The sequence below is a fragment of the Trinickia diaoshuihuensis genome, from assembly GCF_003390925.1.
Classification (GTDB): domain Bacteria; phylum Pseudomonadota; class Gammaproteobacteria; order Burkholderiales; family Burkholderiaceae; genus Trinickia; species Trinickia diaoshuihuensis.
Map to the genome: position 1 here is coordinate 126,570 of NZ_QUBS01000048.1, position 18,627 is coordinate 145,196.

Consider the following 18,627-nt stretch of genomic DNA (forward strand, 5'->3'; position numbering starts at 1 on the left):
TTATTCGTGACCGCATTGCGCAAACAACCGTTGGTACCATGCGCCGAATTCCGCGATCTTGTTTTCCTGCGCCGAATAGGGGCCTGGCCGGTAAGCGATCGAGCTAACCCCAGCCTGGTTGTTTTCGGTAATGGTCTTGTCCTCGAGCAGGGTGATGGTCCACAGGGCTTTGATTTGCTGCGGATCGTAGTCGACGCCTTCGACGGCGTCGCGAGCCACTAGCCAGAAGACCTCGACGTCGGTCGAAAGCGGGCCGCGAGGATTGAATCTGAACCCGATGGCGTGGTCGCTGTTGGCGAGCAATACGCTGATCGGATTGAAAACGCAGCCGGTCTGAGCGCCGTCGTATTCGCCGTGAGAGACGATCAGCGGCGCAACGGGTTTGCCGTCGAGCGACTCAGTGACATGACCTTTACCGATCGGCAGTCGGGCTGCGGACTGAAAATAGGGCGTATCAGGCCCATCCGAAAACATGTCGGGCTGCCGTCCCGCCTCTTTTTCCATGCTTTCCCAAGCTGCGAAAGTTTCCAGATAGCTCGCGCCGAGTCCATCGGACGAGCCGGGACCCGCTCCGAATGCAAGCATCTTCATCTCGTCATGCACGGAGCAATACGTCGGGTGAGCAGGCTTGCAGTGGTAGCACTCGAAGAAGTTTTCGACCACGAGCTTCCAGTTCGCGTGGGTCGGGAAAACCTGTCGAGCGGCCACCTTTGAATCGGTCAGGCAATACGGCGCAAGCATCGGCCGGAACCTGGCGATGAAGGTATCGAAGGAGGGGGCATTGCCTGGGGCGAGGTTAATGAAAATCAGCCCGGCAAAGACGCCGACATGACAGGAATTGAGCCGATGAGCCTGGGGCGAGAAGTCAGGCGCCATATGACGTGCGAATTTGAGTTCGCCCGAGAGCTCGTACGTCCAAGCGTGATATGGGCAAGACAGGGCGCGAACACTTCCTTGCTGTTCGAGGCAAATGCGCGATCCTCTGTGTCGGCATACGTTGTAGTGAGCATGGATGGCGTTGCTTTTGTCGCGGATGATGATGATGCTTTCGGTACCTACCTCTACCGTGAAATAGTCTCCGGGCCGCGCAATTCGGCTTTCGTGATCCACCAGCAACCATTGGTTCTTGGCTAGCGTGTCGAGGTCACTCGCAAAAACGTCGGCATCGCAGTACAGATGCTGGGGAAGAGAAAAGCCGTTATGCCATTCCGGGTTCGAGAGGGGACGTTCCAGGGTCGACATGATGTCCTCGTCGGAAGATGAGTCGTTGTTGGGATGGTTTAGAGATTCAGTGTCAAACGACCTTCTGCTCTCGACACGCACGCGCACATGAGACGTTGATGCTTGCGCTCTTCGTCGCAGAGAACATCGTCGTTGTGCAAGACAATGCCGCCAAGCACTTCGATAACGCACGCACCGCATACGCCTTGCTCGCAACCGCTTGGCACGGCTAGCCCATTACGGCGGAGGACGTCCAACAACGATTCCCGTTGGCCGACATCAAGCGTCATATTGGATTTCGCCAAGTGAACGGAGAAGGAATGCGATGCGGGATCGGCAGGCGCCGGCGAGAATTGTTCGGTCCGCAGCGTCGCGCCGGGAACGATCTGCGCGACGTGTGCGGCGACGTCCGCCATGAAACCCGATGGGCCGCACGCATAAATGAAGCGGCACGCCGCGTTGACGACAAGGGCTCGCTTGATTGACGTGGCGATTTGATCGCGGCTGAGATTTAGGCCCACGCTTAGCGCCGCATCGAACTTGTCGAGGGAAAGCGGCCCATGCAACGGAACAAAATCCTGGGCGTGCGCGAAGTGATGCCAACTGAAATCGCGGCCCAAGGCGGTTAGCCCGTGGGCCATCGATACAATCGGGGTGATGCCGACTCCGGCGGAGAACAGCAAGTGCTGTCCCGGATCGTTTGCCAACGCGAAGCAATTTCGCGGCGGCCCGATTTCCAGCGTTTGCCCGCTAGCGAGCGAATGCATGGAATCGGACCCGCCGCGTGAGGTCGCTTGCCTTTTCACGAGGATGGACTGCACTTGGCGGTCGCAAGGATCGCCACAAAGCGAATACTGACGAACGAGACCTGCGGGCGTCAGCACGTCGATGTGAGCGCCGGGTTCGTAAGCGGGGAATGAATTGCTATCGCCAGGAGACAGGGCGAAGAGCTTCATACCAGGACCAATATCCCGAATCGATCTGATCAACGCTTTCATGTTCGCACTCAGTAAGTGTACCGGCGAGCCGGTATACTTACTGAGTGCGTGGTCCGCGTCAAGTGCTGCGAGTTCAGTCGCGAGGGGAAAATTGCAAACAGGCGATCAGCGGCGCGGTGCTGGTTCGATCGTCTAGCAGTTCGAGCGCGCAAAAATTGACGAACGCGTGTTCGTGCGCCACGACTGCCGACAACGTGGACATGGCGCTAGCAGGGCCGCGGCTCGCCGTGGCGGCGCAAATCTCCGCATAAGCGACCGCCTCCCGCTGCAAAGCACGGATGAAGTCGGCCCACGCAGTGCCGGCCAGCTCTGATGCTTTCGTTCGTCCTCTAAAAGACGCAGCGTCGTCTCCCTGACGGAAGATCCCATGTTTGGTCAGGCAACACCTGATGCGTGCTCTGGTTTCCGTCTCGAGCTGCAGCATCAGCGCCAGTTTGTACCGTTGGTCGCTGACGTCGGCGGCCTGGCGAAGCATCGTGTCGAAGAACGCCTCTCCTTCGACCTCTACGTCGTATAGAAAAATGAGGTCGGATGTCTGTTGAGATGACAGCATGGCGGGCCAAATGGACGTTGTCGCCTGCAATCGTAAGCGTGGCCGCTCTTGGCTGCATCAGCCTTTCGGTGGATGCTGCGGCTTCAGTTCACCGCTCCGACGAGTTCCGCATTTGTAGGACGAGATGACCGACTTCCCATGCAGGCAGGTTGAAAGCAACAATCAGCCTAAAGGATGGTTGAGGTGTTTTTTTTCGCCGCTAACAATCCAAAGCAAATAACTCGTCGTGCATTGTGTGCGACGAATTTCATGGTGCGAGACGGCAGCTATGACAAGCAAACCGAACGAGCAGCAGGCATTGCGCAAAAACGCGCTGGGGTTGCTGTCAATCGTTTTTTTGGTGATCGCAACCAACGGGCCGTTAACCGCGCTGGTAGGAGCGGTGCCGGTCAGTATTTCGATGGCGAACGGCATCGGCGTGCCAGGGTCGTTTATCGTCGCGGGCATCGTCTATCTGTTGTTCAGCATCGGCTATGCCGCGATGAGCCGCCATATCAGAAACGCGGGTGCGTTTTACGCCTACATTGCCGCGGGTCTGGGCCGGCCAGCGGGTGTGGGCGGAGCTTTTCTCGCGCTTCTTGCCTATAACGCGATACAGCTCGCATGCTACGCGATGGTGGGGTTCTTCCTGAGCCAAGAGCTACTGACCAAGGTGGGGGTGGCTGTGCCGTGGTGGGTCAGCGCCGCGTGCATCGGCTTGTTGGTCCACTATTTTGGCTATCGAAACGTCGAATTCAGTGGGCGATTTCTCGGCTTCCTGATGCTGTGCGAAATCGCCATCATCCTTGTTTTCGATGTGGCCGTCGTGCTGAATGGCGGTGGGCCGTCGGGCTTCACGTTCGCATCCTTCAAGCCGTCTAGCGTTTTTACGAGCGGCTTTGGACCATCGCTCGTCTTCGTAGTCGGCTCCTACATGGGGTTCGAAACGACGGCCATCTACTCGGAGGAGGCCAAAAATCCTCGCAAGACCATCCCTCGTGCAACGTATTGCGCAATCACTGCGATCATGGTGCTGTATGCGGTCTCGGTTTGGATGATCATCGTGGCATACGGCGAGAGTGGGACGTTGGAAGTCGCGAGTAAAGATCCGGGGAACATGTGGTTCAACATGACCTCGAGGCTAGTGGGCAAGTGGGCGGCGGATGCCATGAGCGTACTGATGATCACGAGCCTGTTGGCGGCCTTGGTCAGTTTTCACAACACGATTTCACGGTACTTCTTCTCTTTGGCTCGCGAGGGTATTGTCTGGCGCGGGCTGGCGAAGATTCACGACGTGCAAGGGACGCCTTTTGTGGCCAGCATTGTCCAAACGCTTCTCGGTCTGACTGTGATCATTGTGTCCGGGCTCGATGGCGTGGATCCTCTGCAAGGGCTGCTGCCCTGGGCGAGCGTCGTCGCGGCAGTCGGGATGGTCGCCGTGCAGGCGTTCGCTTCGTTGTCGGTCGTCGGCTTCTTCAGGAAGGACAAGCGCGGCGTTTCGCTGTGGCAACGAACGATTGCGCCCACACTTGCTTCGCTCGGGCTTTTCCTTTGCTTGTGGCAGATCATCGTCCATGTCGATCTCTTGAGCGGCAGCAAATCGATTTGGTCTACGTTGGTGCCTTGGGCGACGCTCGGAGGCGGTGTCGCCGGAGCGATCTTCGCCGTCTGGCTGAAAAGCGCCCGGCCCATGCTGTACAACAATCTCGGGCGGGTGCTGAACGAAGTCTGAACGCCGACGCGGATTGATTGGGGCCGCGACCGGGTCATGTTCGATTGGCGTGGCGCAGATCGGCGCCGCGCGGGATTGAGTTAGAGCGTTTCCAACGTCGCGTCGTTAGGCGCTGCGGCGCCGTGGATCGAACGAGCCAAAAGTCCCACCCTCGCTCCGCCGGGATTTCAATGCCCGCGCCATGAAAAACACCCCAAACGTTGGATCGGTGTCCAACTTTTGGGGTGCAGTTCACCAGCGGGCATTGTCGTTTTTGGAGTCACAGGCTCCATCGTCTTGGGGACCTAGGCGAGAGGCCTCAAACCGCCAAAAGTGCATAAGGAGCCGGTGAGAGCGTCGACCTTCCCGATCGTCAATCCTCAGATTTGGCGCTTGTCTCTTTTCCGATAAAGGCGGCTCGCGATATGTTCGGAAATGATATATTCCGACGAAAGAGTCCAAGAACGATCTAACTGGACCTATAAGACCGCAACGAAATTGACTATCCCGGGGCCTCTAGAAATGTCAAGCAGCACGTCAGTCCTTCACTCGCCGCGCAACGCGGCTTTATCAGCCGGTCATGCTCTCGAGCGTGTCGCACTAGGTGCAGCTGGCCTTGCTGGCCGAGCCGAAACGGCTTTCTTCCAGCCAAACTCTGAACGCATTTCCCGACCCTTAATCTAGGGGCTCTGGGACACCGTGGGCACTCGGTCGCCTTTGGCGACCCGAGGCGCGATGCTATAAGCGATTCGTTGCTTTGTTGAGGACGACGCTCTTTCACACTCGACGCTATTGCGATTCGATTGTGTTTTCGCACGCGTGCAATCCCAGTCATAAATTGAAAAATATTCAGTCGACCACTAAAGAAGCCGCGGGGTAAGGCTTGTTGTCGACGACACAAACAAACGATCATGCATTGTTGGAAGGTTGTAGCCGGCCGTTTACGGGGCGTGCCGGCATTCGATGGTGTGAGCGGCGTTCATCGGCGAGGGCGGCTTGCATCGTATGTCTACGGCGTACTGCTGACCGTAGTCCTGATCCCTGCTGCGTACGCTCAGACGTCGGCCACGTTCGATCTCGAAGAGCAGCGCCAGCGCGCTCAACAACAGGCCATCGATCGCGAGCGCCAAGCCCAGGCGCCGCGCGTGGATCTCGAGTCTAAGCAGCCTGCGGCCGCGATCGACAATGGGCGGGTGCCTGACGAGTTCCCTTGTTTCAAGGTGGAGCACATAGGAATCGAATTGCCGAGCGGGCTCAGCGATTTGGTGCGCGCGGCCGGCGAGCGGGCGCTATCCCCCGATCCTCTTTTTCCGGGGGAACTGCGCTTCACCTCGGATTACCTCCAGCGATACGTCGGCCAATGCATCGGACGGGAAGGCCTGAACCTGATCGTCTATCGCCTTGCAGACCGGATCCTGAAGAAGGGCTATACAACGACGCGCGTATTGATCCCCGCGCAGGATTTGTCCACCGGCAACCTTAAGCTCGAAATCGTGCCGGGCGTGATTGGTGCGATTCGGTTTGCCGCGCCCGACGTCTACGGCACCTGGCGCAACGCCTTTCCGACGCACGCCGGCAACCTACTTAATCTGCGCGACCTGGAAACGGGCCTTGAGCAGATGAAGCGTGTCTCGAACCAGGACGTCGACATGCAGATCGTGCCCGGTGAGGCAACGGGCGAAAGCGATGTCGTCATCACGGTGACTCGCACCAAACCTTGGTCATTGTCGGTCAGCCTCGATGACAGCGGACTGCGCTCGACTGGGCAACTGCAGGCCAGCACGAACCTTGCGATCAACAACCCGCTGGGATTGTCGGACATTTTCAATATCGGCTATAGCCATGATGCCAATGGGCATGCCGACAAATACGGCACTCGCGGCGCGAATGCGTACTATTCGCTTCCGTTTGGTAATTGGACGTTCACGGCCAGTGCCAGCCAGTACCACTACCATCAGTTGGTCGCGGGGGCCTTCAGCGATATCGTATCGAGCGGCCTGTCGAAGACATTCGACTTGAAGGCCGAGTATCTGTTCCACCGCAATCAGGTGCAGAAGAACTCGCTCGAATTCCGGACGGGGAAGTACTTCAGCGAGTCAGCCGTCGACGGCTCGGAGATCGAGGTCCAGCACCGAGACAACAGTTACGCTGAAGTGGGCTGGGTACACAAGCACTACGTAGGTGATGCTCAACTCGACAGCACGATCGCTTATCGCTGGGGTGTGCCCTGGTTCGGCGCCCAAGCCGACCTGCCCAATTCGCCGACCTTCTATTACCACATCCAAACGATCGATTCGACGCTGACCGTGCCGTTCAAGGTTGGCAATGTGCCGCTGCGATACACCGCTACCGTGCGCGCGCAGAACTCATCAAGCACGCTCTACGCCACGGAGTTTTTCTCGATCGGCAGCCGCTATACGGTGCGGGGCTTCGACGGAGAAAGGATGCTTTCGGCCGAGAAAGGCGTGTTCATGCGCAACGACCTAGAGATGCCGATCGCCTCGACAACGAACAGCGTCTATCTGGGTCTCGACGGCGGCGAAGTATTCGGACCGTCGGCGGGACAGTTACTCGGCCGGCGCCTCGCGGGAGCCGTTATCGGCTTGCGTGGCAGCCCTGTTAAGCACGTTTTTTACGACATGTTCATCGGCGGGCCGCTCTATGAGCCAGACCGCTTCCCGAATCATTGGCCCGTCGCCGGCTTCAGCCTGAGCTTCCAACTATGAACAAAAACCTCTATCGCGTCATTTTCAACGCGGCTCGTGGCCTGCTGATGGCTGTGCAAGAAACGGCGAGTGGACTTCGTAAGGGTGCCCGCGCGAGTGGCGCGAAGCGCCGGCGAGACGCTGACGGACAACGCGCGTTCACGATGCTGCCGATGCGGGGCGTTGCGTTCGCCGCGCTCTGCGTATTTGGCATGCAGCCCGTGTTCGTGCAGGCGCAGGTGACAGCGGCCCCGAACGCAGGCCCAGCGACGAAACCGTCGGTCGGTGTCACGGCGAACGGCGTGCCGCTTGTGCAAATCACAACGCCTAATGCAGCGGGGGTGTCGAACAATACGTACACGCAATACAACGTCGGCACGCAAGGTTTGATACTGAACAATTCCCCCGGTACGACGCTGACGAAGCAAGGCGGCTATGTCGCGGGCAACCCCTATCTCTCGTCGGGTGGCGCGCGCGTCATCGTCAATCAGGTCGTGGGCGGAAGCCCGAGCCAGCTGCTCGGGTATACCGAAGTGGCCGGCCAGCAAGCCGAGGTTGTAATCGCGAACCCAGCGGGCTTGTATTGCAACGGGTGCGGGTTCATCAACACAACGCGCGGTGTGCTGACGACGGGCGTACCGGTGTTCGGAGGCTCGGGCAGCCTCGACGCGTTTCACGTGACGGGCGGGCAAATCCAGATCGGCGCGGCCGGGTTGAACGTTAGCGACGTCGACCAAGTAGATCTGATCGCGCGCAGCGTGCAGATCAACGGCAAGATTTGGGCGGGACGGCAACTCGATGTCGTGGCGGGTACGAACGACGTCAATTATGCGGACCTTGCCACACACGCCTTGACGCCGGATGCAAACACGCCGGGCGTTGCCATCGATGTCGCGCAACTGGGCGGCATGTATGCCGGCAAGATCAAGCTCGTCGGCACGGAAGCCGGCGTCGGCGTGAACAGTGCCGGCACGATTCAGGCCCAAGCGGGCGACATACAACTGAGCAGCGCAGGAAAAGTGACGCTCGCCGGCAGCACGAGCGCGAGTGGGAACGTGCAGATTCAGGCGGCCGGCGATGTCGCGAACAGCGGGACGACCTATGCCGCACAGAACGCGAGCGTGAGCAGCCAAGGACTCGTTACCAACAGCGGCACGCTCGCATCGCAGGGAAGCACCACGGTAAGCGGTGCCGGCATCGTTTCGACGGGAGCGTTGGGCGCAGGGGTGGATGCAGCCGGACATTTGGGCGGATCAGGGAATCTGGCGGTTACCGCGACGGGGGCCGTCAGCGCGACGGGGCAGAACGTTGCGGGCGGCGATTTGACGTTGAGCGGCAGTAGCCTGAACTTGGCCGGTGCTCAGACGCTCGCGAACGGCGCCATGGCGCTCACGGCTACGGGTGCAGGCGGTGATAAAGGTGACGTCACGCTGGCGCGTGCAACCACGAGTGCCGGTGGGATGCTCAACGTTAGTGCCGCGGGGGCGCTCACGAACGACCAAGCGCAAACGGGCGCCGGGCAAGTGACGGCGACGGCCGCGAGCTTGTCGAATCGAAGCGGCCGACTGTTGCAGACGGGTTCGGGGAAAGCCACGCTGGCGGTAAACGGCGACTTTGACAACACGCAAGGTACGGTCCAAACGGGCGGTGCGCTTTCGCTGACCGCGGCGAATGTGACGAACGCGGCAGGACGCGTTGTGTCGCTCAGTGGCGATGGTTTGACGCTCGCTGCGAGCGGCCAGGTCACGAATACGGTCGGCACAACCGCACAGGGCGCTGCCGGCGGGGTGATTGGCGGCAACGGCAACGTATCGCTACAAAGCACGTCACTCACGAACACGGGCACGGTGACCGCCGGACAAACGCTGACGGCAACGGCCGGCGGGCTGCTCGATAACAGTGCGGGCACGATGACGGGCACGGCGGTGACGGCCAACGCCGGCTCGTTGAAGAACGCGCATGGTGTGATCAGCGGTTCGACGGTATCGCTGACGATTCCGCAATTGGATAACAGCGGCGGCCAGATTACCGCGAATCAGTTGAGCATCGGCAGTACGAACCTGACGAACGAGGGCGGCACGCTCACGCAACTCGGTACGGGTCCCATGTCGATGACGGTGACGAACGCTCTCGACAACTCGAACGGGGGCGTACTGCAGACAAACAGTCAGGACCTGACGCTGGCGCCTGCGACCCTGAACAACAACGGCGGTACGATCACGCACGCGGGTACGGGAGCGCTGACGATCGATGCGGCAAACGGGACGGGCTCGGTTTCCAACGCCTCGGGCAAAATCGTTAGCAACGGACAGGCGGTTGTTTTGGCCGGCTCGATTGCCAACCAGCGCGGCTCGATCGCTGCCGGTCAAGCATTGAATGTGACCGCGAGCGGTAACGTCGACAATACGCAAGGCACGCTCCAATCCGGTGGTGCCGCATCGCTGACGGCTTCGAACGTAACGAATTCGGCAGGCCGGATTGTTTCGCTCAATGCCGATGGTTTGACGCTCACGGCGAGCGGGCAGGTCACGAATAGAGCTGGCACAACCGCGCAGGGTGCGGCCGGCGGGGTGATCGGCGGCAACGGCAACGTCACGATACAAAGCGCGGCGCTGACGAATGCCGGCACCGTGACGGCGGCGCAAACACTGAAGGAAACGGTCGGCGGGCTGCTCGATAACAGTGCGGGCACGATGACGGGTACGGCTGTGACGGCCAGCTCTGGTTCATTAAAGAATGCGCACGGGGCGATTAGCGGCTCGACGGTATCGCTGACGATTCCGCAATTGGATAACAGCGGCGGCCAGATCACCGCGAATCAGCTGAGCATCGGCAGTACGAACCTGACGAACGAGGGCGGGACGCTCACGCAACTCGGCACGGGTCCGATGTCGATGACGGTGACGAACGTTCTCGATAACTCGAACGGGGGCGTGCTGCAGACGAACAGTCAGGACCTGATGCTGGCGCCTGCCAGCCTGAACAACAACGGCGGTACGATCACGCACGCGGGCACGGGCACGCTGGCGATCGACGCAGGCAATGGCACGGGATCGTTCACGAACAACGGCGGAACGATGACGAGCAACGGTCAGATCGTCATCGCATCGGGCGGCGTCCTCAATAAGGGCGGCGCGATCGCGGCGGGCAAGACGCTGACTCTGACCTCGGGCGGCGACATCGACAATAGCCAAGGCACACTTCAATCGGGTGGCGCTGCATCGCTGACCGCGACGAATGTGACGAACGCGGCAGGGCGGATCGTCTCTCTCGATAACGACGGCCTATCGGTCAATGCAAGCGGCCAGGTGTCCAACACCGCGGGCACGACGGCGCTTGGCGCCACGGGCGGGGTGATCGGTGGGAACGGCAATGTAACGGTACAAAGCGCGTCGCTGACGAATTCCGGTACGGTGATGTCCGGTCAAACGCTGAAAGAGACGGTCGGCGGGCTGCTCGATAACAGCTCGGGCACGATGAGCGGCGCGGCGGTGGCTGCCAACTCCGCTTCGTTAAAGAACGCTCACGGGACGATTAGCGGGTCGACGGTATCGCTGACGATCCCGCAGTTGGATAACAGCGGTGGACAGATCACCACGAATCAGTTGAGCATCGGCAGTACGAACCTGACGAACGAAGGGGGAACGCTTACACAACTCGGCACGGGCCCGATGTCGATGACGGTAACGAACGTTCTCGATAACTCGAACGGCGGCGTGCTGCAGACGAACAGTCAGGACCTGACGCTGGCGCCCGCCAGCCTGAACAACAACGGCGGTACGATCACGCACGCGGGCACGGGCACGTTGACGATCGATGCGGCAAACGGGACGGGTTCGCTGACCAACGCCTCGGGCAGGATTACGAGCAACGGTCAGGCTAACGTGTCGGCCGGCGCCGTTGCCAACATGGGCGGCACATTGGCGTCGCGCGGTGCGATGTCGGTCACCGTTGCGGGCGCGGTCAACAATAGCGGCGGAGTGCTGCATTCGGATACGAACCTATCGGGGAGCATCGGCGCGTCGCTGACGAATGTTGGCGGCCAGATTACTACCGGTACGTCCGCGGGTGCCGGCGACCCCAGTACGCTAAGCCTGCTCGCCACGTCGATCGACAACACCAATGGTTCGATCCTCAACGTCGGTTCGGGCGCAACGACACTTTCGGGTACGAGCCAAATCATCAATAGCGATGCGGGCGGTGTACCGGGCATGGGGCGTATCGGCGGCAACGGCAACGTGACACTGACCACGGCGACGCTGTCGAATACCAGCGGCGGGCAGTTGATCGGCGCGAATTTGCAGTTGAACACCGGTACGCTGGACAACACCGGCGGTCAGATCGGCAACATCGCGAATGCCAATGGGGATATCGGTATTTCAGCGACGGGTACTGTATACAACGGCTCAGGACAAATTAGCGCTGCGCGCAACCTCTTGCTGACGGCGAGCACGTTCAACGGTGGGGGCTCGTTCAATGGCGTGAACAACGTCACGTTGAACCTGCAAGGGAGCTTTACGAATGGGCCCGGCTATCAGTTCAATTCCGGGAACACGCTCACCTTCAACTTGCCCGGCACCTTCTATAACGCGGGCAGCCTCAGCGTATTCAATAACCTGGCGATCAACGCGGGCGATATCGGCAACGCCGGTTCTATCGCGGCGGGCGGCCTGCTGAGCACGAGTTCGCATACGCTGACGAACACGGGAACGCTGGTGGGCGGCAGTGTGTCGCTCAACGCCTCGGGGACGATTTGGAATCTCGGAGCAACGGCACTGATCGGCGCGACCGATAGCGCCGGCATACTCGAAGTGCTGGCCCCGGACATCGAGAACCGCGACGATACGACAGCCACCGATACGCCGGCGCAGACGTCAATCTACGGTCTGGGCCGCGTTGCGCTCGCCGGCGGGAAGGATGCCAGCGGGAACTATACGAAAGCCAATCTGATCACGAATCAATCGGCGTTGATCCAGTCGGGCAGCGATATGTTGCTCGATGCCAGCCTAGTTAATAACACGCGGCGTGTGTTGACGACTTCTGGTCTTACGTCCCAGGTCGATCCCAATGTGCTTTCGCAGCTCGGGATCAGTATGAGCGGGCAGACCGGCCAAGTGAACGTTCCGGATCCTAACAGCATCGGTGGGGCTTATATCGACCCGCCGCATGAAGGGTCTATGAACAGCGACTACTATTACACGACATATACGGGGACCGCAGTAGAAAGCTCCATCACCGCGGTCAGCCCGAAATCGCAGCTAGTATCAGGCGGAAACCTTTGGCTGAATGGCGTCGACAAATTCCAGAACTATTGGAGCCAAGTAGCCGCCACTGGAAACGTGGCGTTACCGACCGTCCAGGACAATAACAGTTGGCGGGGTACGACTGCACCCAAGGTGCAGGTGACTTACTCGGGGCTATACCATTACCTAACCTACGATAAAAAGTGGTGGACCTGGTCGTTCTGTGAAAGCGGTTGTAATGCGCCGGCCGACATTCGCACCTATGCGCTGCCGGGCTACGATTCGACTTGGTCGTCCAATGGAACGATCAGCGGTACCGGCGTGACGATCATCAACACCGGTGGCAATTCCGGTGTGACTCCGCTCGGACTTGCTCCGGGACAAGCGCTACCGACGACGGGTTCGACGTCAGTGAGCGGCGATCTCTCCTCCGGTGCGGTAGCAATAGAGCGAGGACCGCAGACGGTGCCCACCATCCGGGGCACGGCGGGGAACAACACACATCTGTCGTCGACGTTGGGTTCTGCGTCTTCAGTTAGCAGCGCCGCTGGTAGTGCGCCGGATCCAGTGCTGGGCAAGGCCACTGCGCTGCCGGTACTGACCAACCTTACGGTGCCGCAGGGCGGTTTGTTCAAACCTGATACCGCGCCGAACGCACCGTATCTCGTCGAGTCGAACCCCGCATTCACGAACCTCCATCAGTGGATTTCGAGCGACTACTATTACCAACAGATGGGCATGGATCCTAGCAAGATCCAGAAGCGGCTTGGCGACGGGTTCTACGAGCAGCACCTCGTGCAAAGCCAAATCATGTCGTTGACGGGCAAGGCAGTGCTGACCGACTACGCGGACACGCAGCGCGAGTTCGAGGCGCTGATGACCTCGGGCGTCGCGCTGGCCAAATCGCTGAATTTGGCGCCCGGAGTCGGCTTATCGGCGGATCAGGTCAAGCGCCTGACGAGCAACGTCGTGATCATGCAGACCGAGGTCGTGGACGGGCAATCCGTTCTGGTTCCGGTCGTCTACCTCGCACAGGCCAGTCAAGAGAATATGGGCAACGGCCCTGTGATCGAGGCGGCCAATATCGATATCGAAAACGCGCAGGGTATTCAGAACAGCGGTACGATCCGTGCGACGAACAGCCTGACATTGACGGGTCAAAGCATCGACAGTTCGTTTGGCACGCTGCAAAGCGGCGGCCAGATGACGTTGGCCACGACGGGCGATATCAACTTGACGTCGGGCACCGTTAAAGCCGGTAGCCTTGCTCTGCAAACCGGCGGTAACCTCGTTCTCGACACGGCGGTGAATACCGTCAATCAGATCAACGGTAACGGCGCAACGCGTTTGACAAGCACGCTGGGCCCGACGGCGAGTATCAGCGTCGATAAAGATGCGTTGATTGCGGTCGGTGGAAACTTCGATCAGAAGGCTGCGAACTTGTCGGTCGGCGGTGCGCTGACGGCGCAGGTGGTAGGCAACTGGACCTTGGATTCCGCGCAGACAGGCGAGCATAAGGTTGTATCCCGCGCGAATGGGGTGTCGGATACGAGCTTTATGCAAGGAACGGGCAGTAAGGTGTCGATCGGAGGTGTTTCCAATATCGGTGTCGGTGGCGATCTGACGGCGCTTGGCGCGTCGATCAACCTGGGCGGCGGTGGCAATATCTCGGCGGCTGGAAACGTATCGCTGCTTGCTTCGACGACGACTTCGACCGTGCATAGCAGCGCTTCCGAGAGCGGTGGTCATCGCAACTCCTCCGACGATATTCATACGTCCGACGACGTGGTGCACGGCACGACGATTGTCAGCGGTCAAAGCCTGACGGTGCAGGCCGGCAAGAACATGTCCATCACCGGCAGCAGCATCGACGTGCAGAAAGGCACGGCGATTTTGGCTGCGGCAGGCGACGTAAATATCGGGGCGGCCACCGAGAATCATTCGTCCGATGTCTACCAATCGGGTAGCCATAGTGGGTTCGGCAGCAAGACGAGCAAGGTCGATCATGTCGTGCAGAGCACGCAAACGGCTGACGCCAGCACTGTCTCCGCCGACTCTGTTGCGATCATCAGCGGCAAGGACCTAACGGTACAGGGTAGCAACGTGGTTGCGTCCAACGATGTCGCGCTTCGGGCGAAGGGCAACGTCGATATTGTCGCTGCTCAGAATACATATCAAGACTCCGAACTTCACGACGTCAAGCATTCGGGCTTCACTGGTACGGGCGGGATCGGCATCGGCTATGGATCGAGTGAGCAAAAGGATCAATACGATGCGGGTTCCGTGACCCAAAGCCAATCGCGCAGCACGGTAGGAGGTGTCGCCGGCAACGTATCGATTGTCGCCGGATCAGACGTTCATATCGGCGGCAGCGACGTCATCGCCGGGAAGGCCAGCAACGATACCCAAGGTGCCACCGGCAACATCGCGATCCAAGGCCAGAATATCGCGATCGATCCCGGCCGGGACGACGAACATTCGCATGAGCAGCAGGACGCCCATTCGAACGGGTTTTCCATCGCGGTCACCGGGACACCACTCGATACGGCGCGCAATCTACGTCAGGCAGCGTCGTCGGGGAATGGATTCAAGCGGTTACAGAGTGCGAGTAACGAAGTCGTTGCCAGTTCGTTCGATGGACCGTCTGTGTCGATGTCGTTCAATCACAGCAGTAGTTCGAGCACGACCGACATCGCGAGCGTGTCCAATGCTGGAAGCACGGTTCGCGGCGGCGGCAATGTGTCGCTGGTGGCGACGGGCGGCGCGAAGACCGATGCTCACGGCAACGCGATCGACGGCGACCTGACGGTAACCGGCTCGGTGATTACCGCAGGCGGCGTCGCATCGTTGAGCGCGAATCGCGATGTCGTACTGCAAGCGTCGACAGACGAACTGCGGGAGAGCATGCAGACGAGCAGTTCGAGTTCAGGTTTCTCGTTGGCCAACCCCACTTTTGGGGACGGTATTCGTTGGGTATCGGGCGGGCCCAACAGCGGCGGCGTCGGAGCATCGCCGTACAACGCTAGCCAAGGCAAATCCGCCGGCAATTCCGCGACGACTCAACAGACGGCGAGCGCAGTCACCGGCAATAGCGTCGTGGTAACGAGCAAGACCGGCGATATCAACGTGATCGGGTCGGGCATCAGTGGCTTGCAGGGCGTGGACGTGGTCGCAAATCAAGGGGCAATCAACGTACTGGCAGGGACGGACACCAGCCTTAGCCATCAAGAGTCGAGCAACCGGCAGATTGGTGACTTGGGCAGCAATGGTACGGGGACCGGCTTCAGCGTCGGTGTTTCGAAGTCGCACATGGTGCAAGATGGTGCCGCGCAAACGCAGAGCACGGTTCGCGGGCAGGTCGTTAGCGCCGACGGTAATGTGTCGCTGAAGGCAAAGCAGGACCTGACGGTCGAAGGTTCGGACTTGTCCGCGGGCAAGGACCTGTCGCTGATCGGGCAGAACGTAAAGCTCGACCCTGGCACCGATGCGCTGCAAAACAGCATGAGTCAGAGTGCTAGCCAGTTTGGCGTGACGGTAACCGTCGGTGGGGCGCTGGGCAACGCGGTAGCGACAATCAACCAAAGCATGGCGGCTGCGCAGCACACTGACAACAAGCGCTTAGCGAAACTCGACGAAGCGCAGGCAGTGTTGTCCGCCTATGGAATCGATCAGGCGCTTAACGACGCTCGCACACAAAAGACGAACTTGGTGAAGGTGACGGCAAGCGTGGGCGGCGGCGCGAGCCATAGTCAATCGGAAAGCAACTCGCTAACGAACGACGGGAGCACGTTGAATGCGGGCGGCAACGTCACGATTGTGGCCACAGGCAGCGGCGCACAAGACGCACAGGGCGCAGCGGTCGATGGCGATATCACGGCGCGCGGTACGCAGATCAACGGTAAGAATGTCGAATTGAATGCCGCGCGAGATATCGATTTGCAGAGTGCGCAAGACACGAATCATCAGACGGGCAGCAACAGCAGCAGTGGCGGCAGCATCGGCGTTGGGCTCAGCTTTGGGGGGCAGACGAACGGCTTTACGCTGGAGTTAGGAGCAAGCGGCTCGAAGGGGCACATGAATGGCGACGGCACGACGAATCGCGACACGCAAGTCACGGCGAGTCAGACGCTGTCGATCACGAGCGGGCGCGACACGGACGTGCGCGGGGCGGAAGTGTCGGGTGGGACGGTGGAGGCGAATGTCGGCCGGGACCTCAACATTGCGAGTCCGCAGGATACGAACAAGTACGAGAGCAAGCAGACGAGCGCGGGCGTGCAAGTGAGTATTTGCGTGCCGCCGTTCTGCTACGGCGCGAGCGGTGCGAGTAGTGGGAGCGGCACGGCGGGCTTCAATTACCAGAACATCAAAGACGATTACAACTCGGTCGGTAAGCAAAGCGGGATTTATGCGGGCGCGGGTGGGTTCGACATCAACGTGGGCAATCATACGCAGTTGGATGGCGGGGTGATTGCGAGCAAGGCGGATGCGAGTCAAAACACGCTGTCGACGCAGACGCTGGGCTTTACGAATCTGGAGAATTGGTCGAAGTACTCGGGCACGAGCTTTGGCTATACGGTAAGCGGCGGAGTGTCTGTGCAGCCGTCGAATGGTCAAGGTGCTGGGGGCGCAGGAGAGCCTACGCATGCACCGGAGGGTACGCCCGGGGGACAAACTCCGGGCAGTGCATCGGACACGAGTAAGCTGGCGCAAACGTCGAGCACAGTGCCGGGGCCAACGACGTCCGCGGGCCTTGGGCCGACTGGGGCGAGCATTGCTCGCACGAGCAGCGACAAATCGGGGACGACCTACGCCGCGGTGAGCCCTGGCACGATCACTGTTCGGGGCGATGAGGGCACCGGGCACGACAGTACGGCAGGTCTGAGCCGAGACACGGCGCACGCGAACGATGGAGCACTGACGAATACGTTCGATGCGCAGAAGGTGGGCGACGATTTGGCGATCCAGTTGCAGACGAGGCAGGTGGGGATGCAGGTTGCGGGCGATCTGGGCAGCTATCTTGACGATAAGGCCAATGCGGCCTATGAAGCGGCGAAAGACAGGCGGGACAAGGCGACGGATCCGGCGGTAAAAGCTCAAGCGCAGGCGGATATGGATTCCGCGCAGATCGAGCAACAGCTGTGGAGCAACGACGGTGCGGCGCGGACGGGGCTGCACATGATCGTTGGCGGAGCAGCCGCGGCGATGGGCAATGGGGATGTACTTGCCTCGATGCTGGGCGCGGCGGGCGGTGACGAAGCGAGCGCGCTGTTGAGCCCGACGCTGAATGGATCGTTGGGTTCAACGATCTTGAAGAACATCGTATCGGGCGTGGCGGGGGCGGTTGTCGGGGCGGTGGTGGGAGGTGGGGAAGGGGCGGCGAGCGGGGCGGGGAGTGCGCTGGCGGCGGATCTTTACAATCGGCAGTTGCATCCGGAAGAAAAAAACCTTGCGAAGCAGTTGGCGGAGAAAAGCGGGGGGAAGTACACGGAGCAGCAGATTGAAGATCAGATGGCCCAAATGAATATGACAGAGGGTGGGCAAACGGATGCGGGAGGTGTTCGCGTTGCAGTTGGGAGCCAGCCGAATGACGGAACGACATGGGTGCCATACGGTGTAAATCAGGCCGGGCAGCAGGTGTGGGCGCAAAGTTTACCGGGTGGCGATGCTAACATTCAGGATTATATTTCACAAAATGCGAACGCGATGAGCGCGTCGACTGGAATGACATATCAGCCAACCACTCGGCTTTACACTCAGTATTCGGGAAGTGTTTCCGGTTCAGTGTTGCTGCCTTTTGTCGGCGCTGGTGGTGGTGTTAACGTTGGAATTTCGACCGACTATACCTTGGCGGGAACATCACCATACATCCAATTTCAAGCGAACGGTATGGCAAGTGCAGGGGCGTACGCGGGCGTTGGCGTATCTCTTGGACGTAGTACTAGCAATGGACAATTGACTAGTGGTGTTAGCACCGGCGGGTATGCAGAAGTGGACGCAGGTTATGGCTCGGCATTTGGGTCTAGCTTCGCAATCAATGACGACAAAACCATCGGGGGTATTGGTGGCGCTTTGCCGATAGATGCTTTTAAGGGGGCCGGATTTGGTGCGGCAATTGGCGCAGGTAAATCGACGACAACAACTATTGTGCTTCCGTCGATAAATTCGTTACTTGGTAAATGAAAATGAGTTCATTGGGAAGAGTGGGTAGAGTGTTTTT

Annotated in this window: 6 protein-coding genes; 3 read left to right on the top strand and 3 right to left on the bottom strand. The window is 59.8% G+C overall.

Going from position 1 to position 18,627, the window contains the following annotated elements; genetic code table 11:
• From DXT59_RS10930 to DXT59_RS10940, 3 genes are all read right to left on the bottom strand, one after another.
• Positions 1 to 1,242, bottom strand: coding sequence for an aromatic ring-hydroxylating oxygenase subunit alpha (locus tag DXT59_RS10930; protein WP_162878030.1), 1,242 nt, complete (start codon positions 1,240 to 1,242; stop codon positions 1 to 3).
• A gap of 38 nt (positions 1,243 to 1,280) precedes the next feature.
• On the bottom strand, positions 1,281 to 1,988 hold the full coding sequence (locus DXT59_RS10935) for a flavin reductase family protein (protein ID WP_162878031.1): 708 nt from the start codon (positions 1,986 to 1,988) through the stop codon (positions 1,281 to 1,283).
• A 304-nt stretch (positions 1,989 to 2,292) separates the two neighbouring features.
• Positions 2,293 to 2,802: a hypothetical protein gene (locus tag DXT59_RS10940; RefSeq protein ID WP_162878032.1), complete on the bottom strand. Its 510-nt coding sequence runs from the start codon at positions 2,800 to 2,802 to the stop codon at positions 2,293 to 2,295.
• A gap of 238 nt (positions 2,803 to 3,040) precedes the next feature.
• Here DXT59_RS10940 and DXT59_RS10945 point away from each other — a divergent pair, with 238 nt between their 5' ends.
• The 3 genes from DXT59_RS10945 to DXT59_RS10955 all read left to right on the top strand — a co-directional run bounded on the left by DXT59_RS10945 (position 3,041) and on the right by DXT59_RS10955 (position 18,590).
• Positions 3,041 to 4,483, top strand: coding sequence for an APC family permease (locus DXT59_RS10945; RefSeq protein ID WP_116136920.1), 1,443 nt, complete (start codon positions 3,041 to 3,043; stop codon positions 4,481 to 4,483).
• A 947-nt stretch (positions 4,484 to 5,430) separates the two neighbouring features.
• The gene (locus DXT59_RS10950; RefSeq protein ID WP_240324469.1) at positions 5,431 to 7,188 is read left to right on the top strand and encodes a ShlB/FhaC/HecB family hemolysin secretion/activation protein; all 1,758 of its coding nucleotides are present in this window, start codon (positions 5,431 to 5,433) and stop codon (positions 7,186 to 7,188) included.
• Complete coding sequence (locus DXT59_RS10955) at positions 7,185 to 18,590, top strand: hemagglutinin repeat-containing protein (protein WP_116136922.1); 11,406 nt, start codon at positions 7,185 to 7,187, stop codon at positions 18,588 to 18,590. The genes DXT59_RS10950 and DXT59_RS10955 overlap by 4 nt, the downstream gene beginning before the upstream one ends.
• Positions 18,591 to 18,627 lie beyond the last annotated feature (37 nt).

Coding starts and splice junctions, on each gene's coding strand:
- DXT59_RS10955 (WP_116136922.1), top strand. CDS start 7,185: ATGAACAAAAACCTCTATCGCGTCATTTTCAACGCGGCTCGTGGCCTG.
- DXT59_RS10945 (WP_116136920.1), top strand. CDS start 3,041: ATGACAAGCAAACCGAACGAGCAGCAGGCATTGCGCAAAAACGCGCTG.
- DXT59_RS10935 (WP_162878031.1), bottom strand. CDS start 1,988: ATGCATTCGCTCGCTAGCGGGCAAACGCTGGAAATCGGGCCGCCGCGA.
- DXT59_RS10930 (WP_162878030.1), bottom strand. CDS start 1,242: ATGTCGACCCTGGAACGTCCCCTCTCGAACCCGGAATGGCATAACGGC.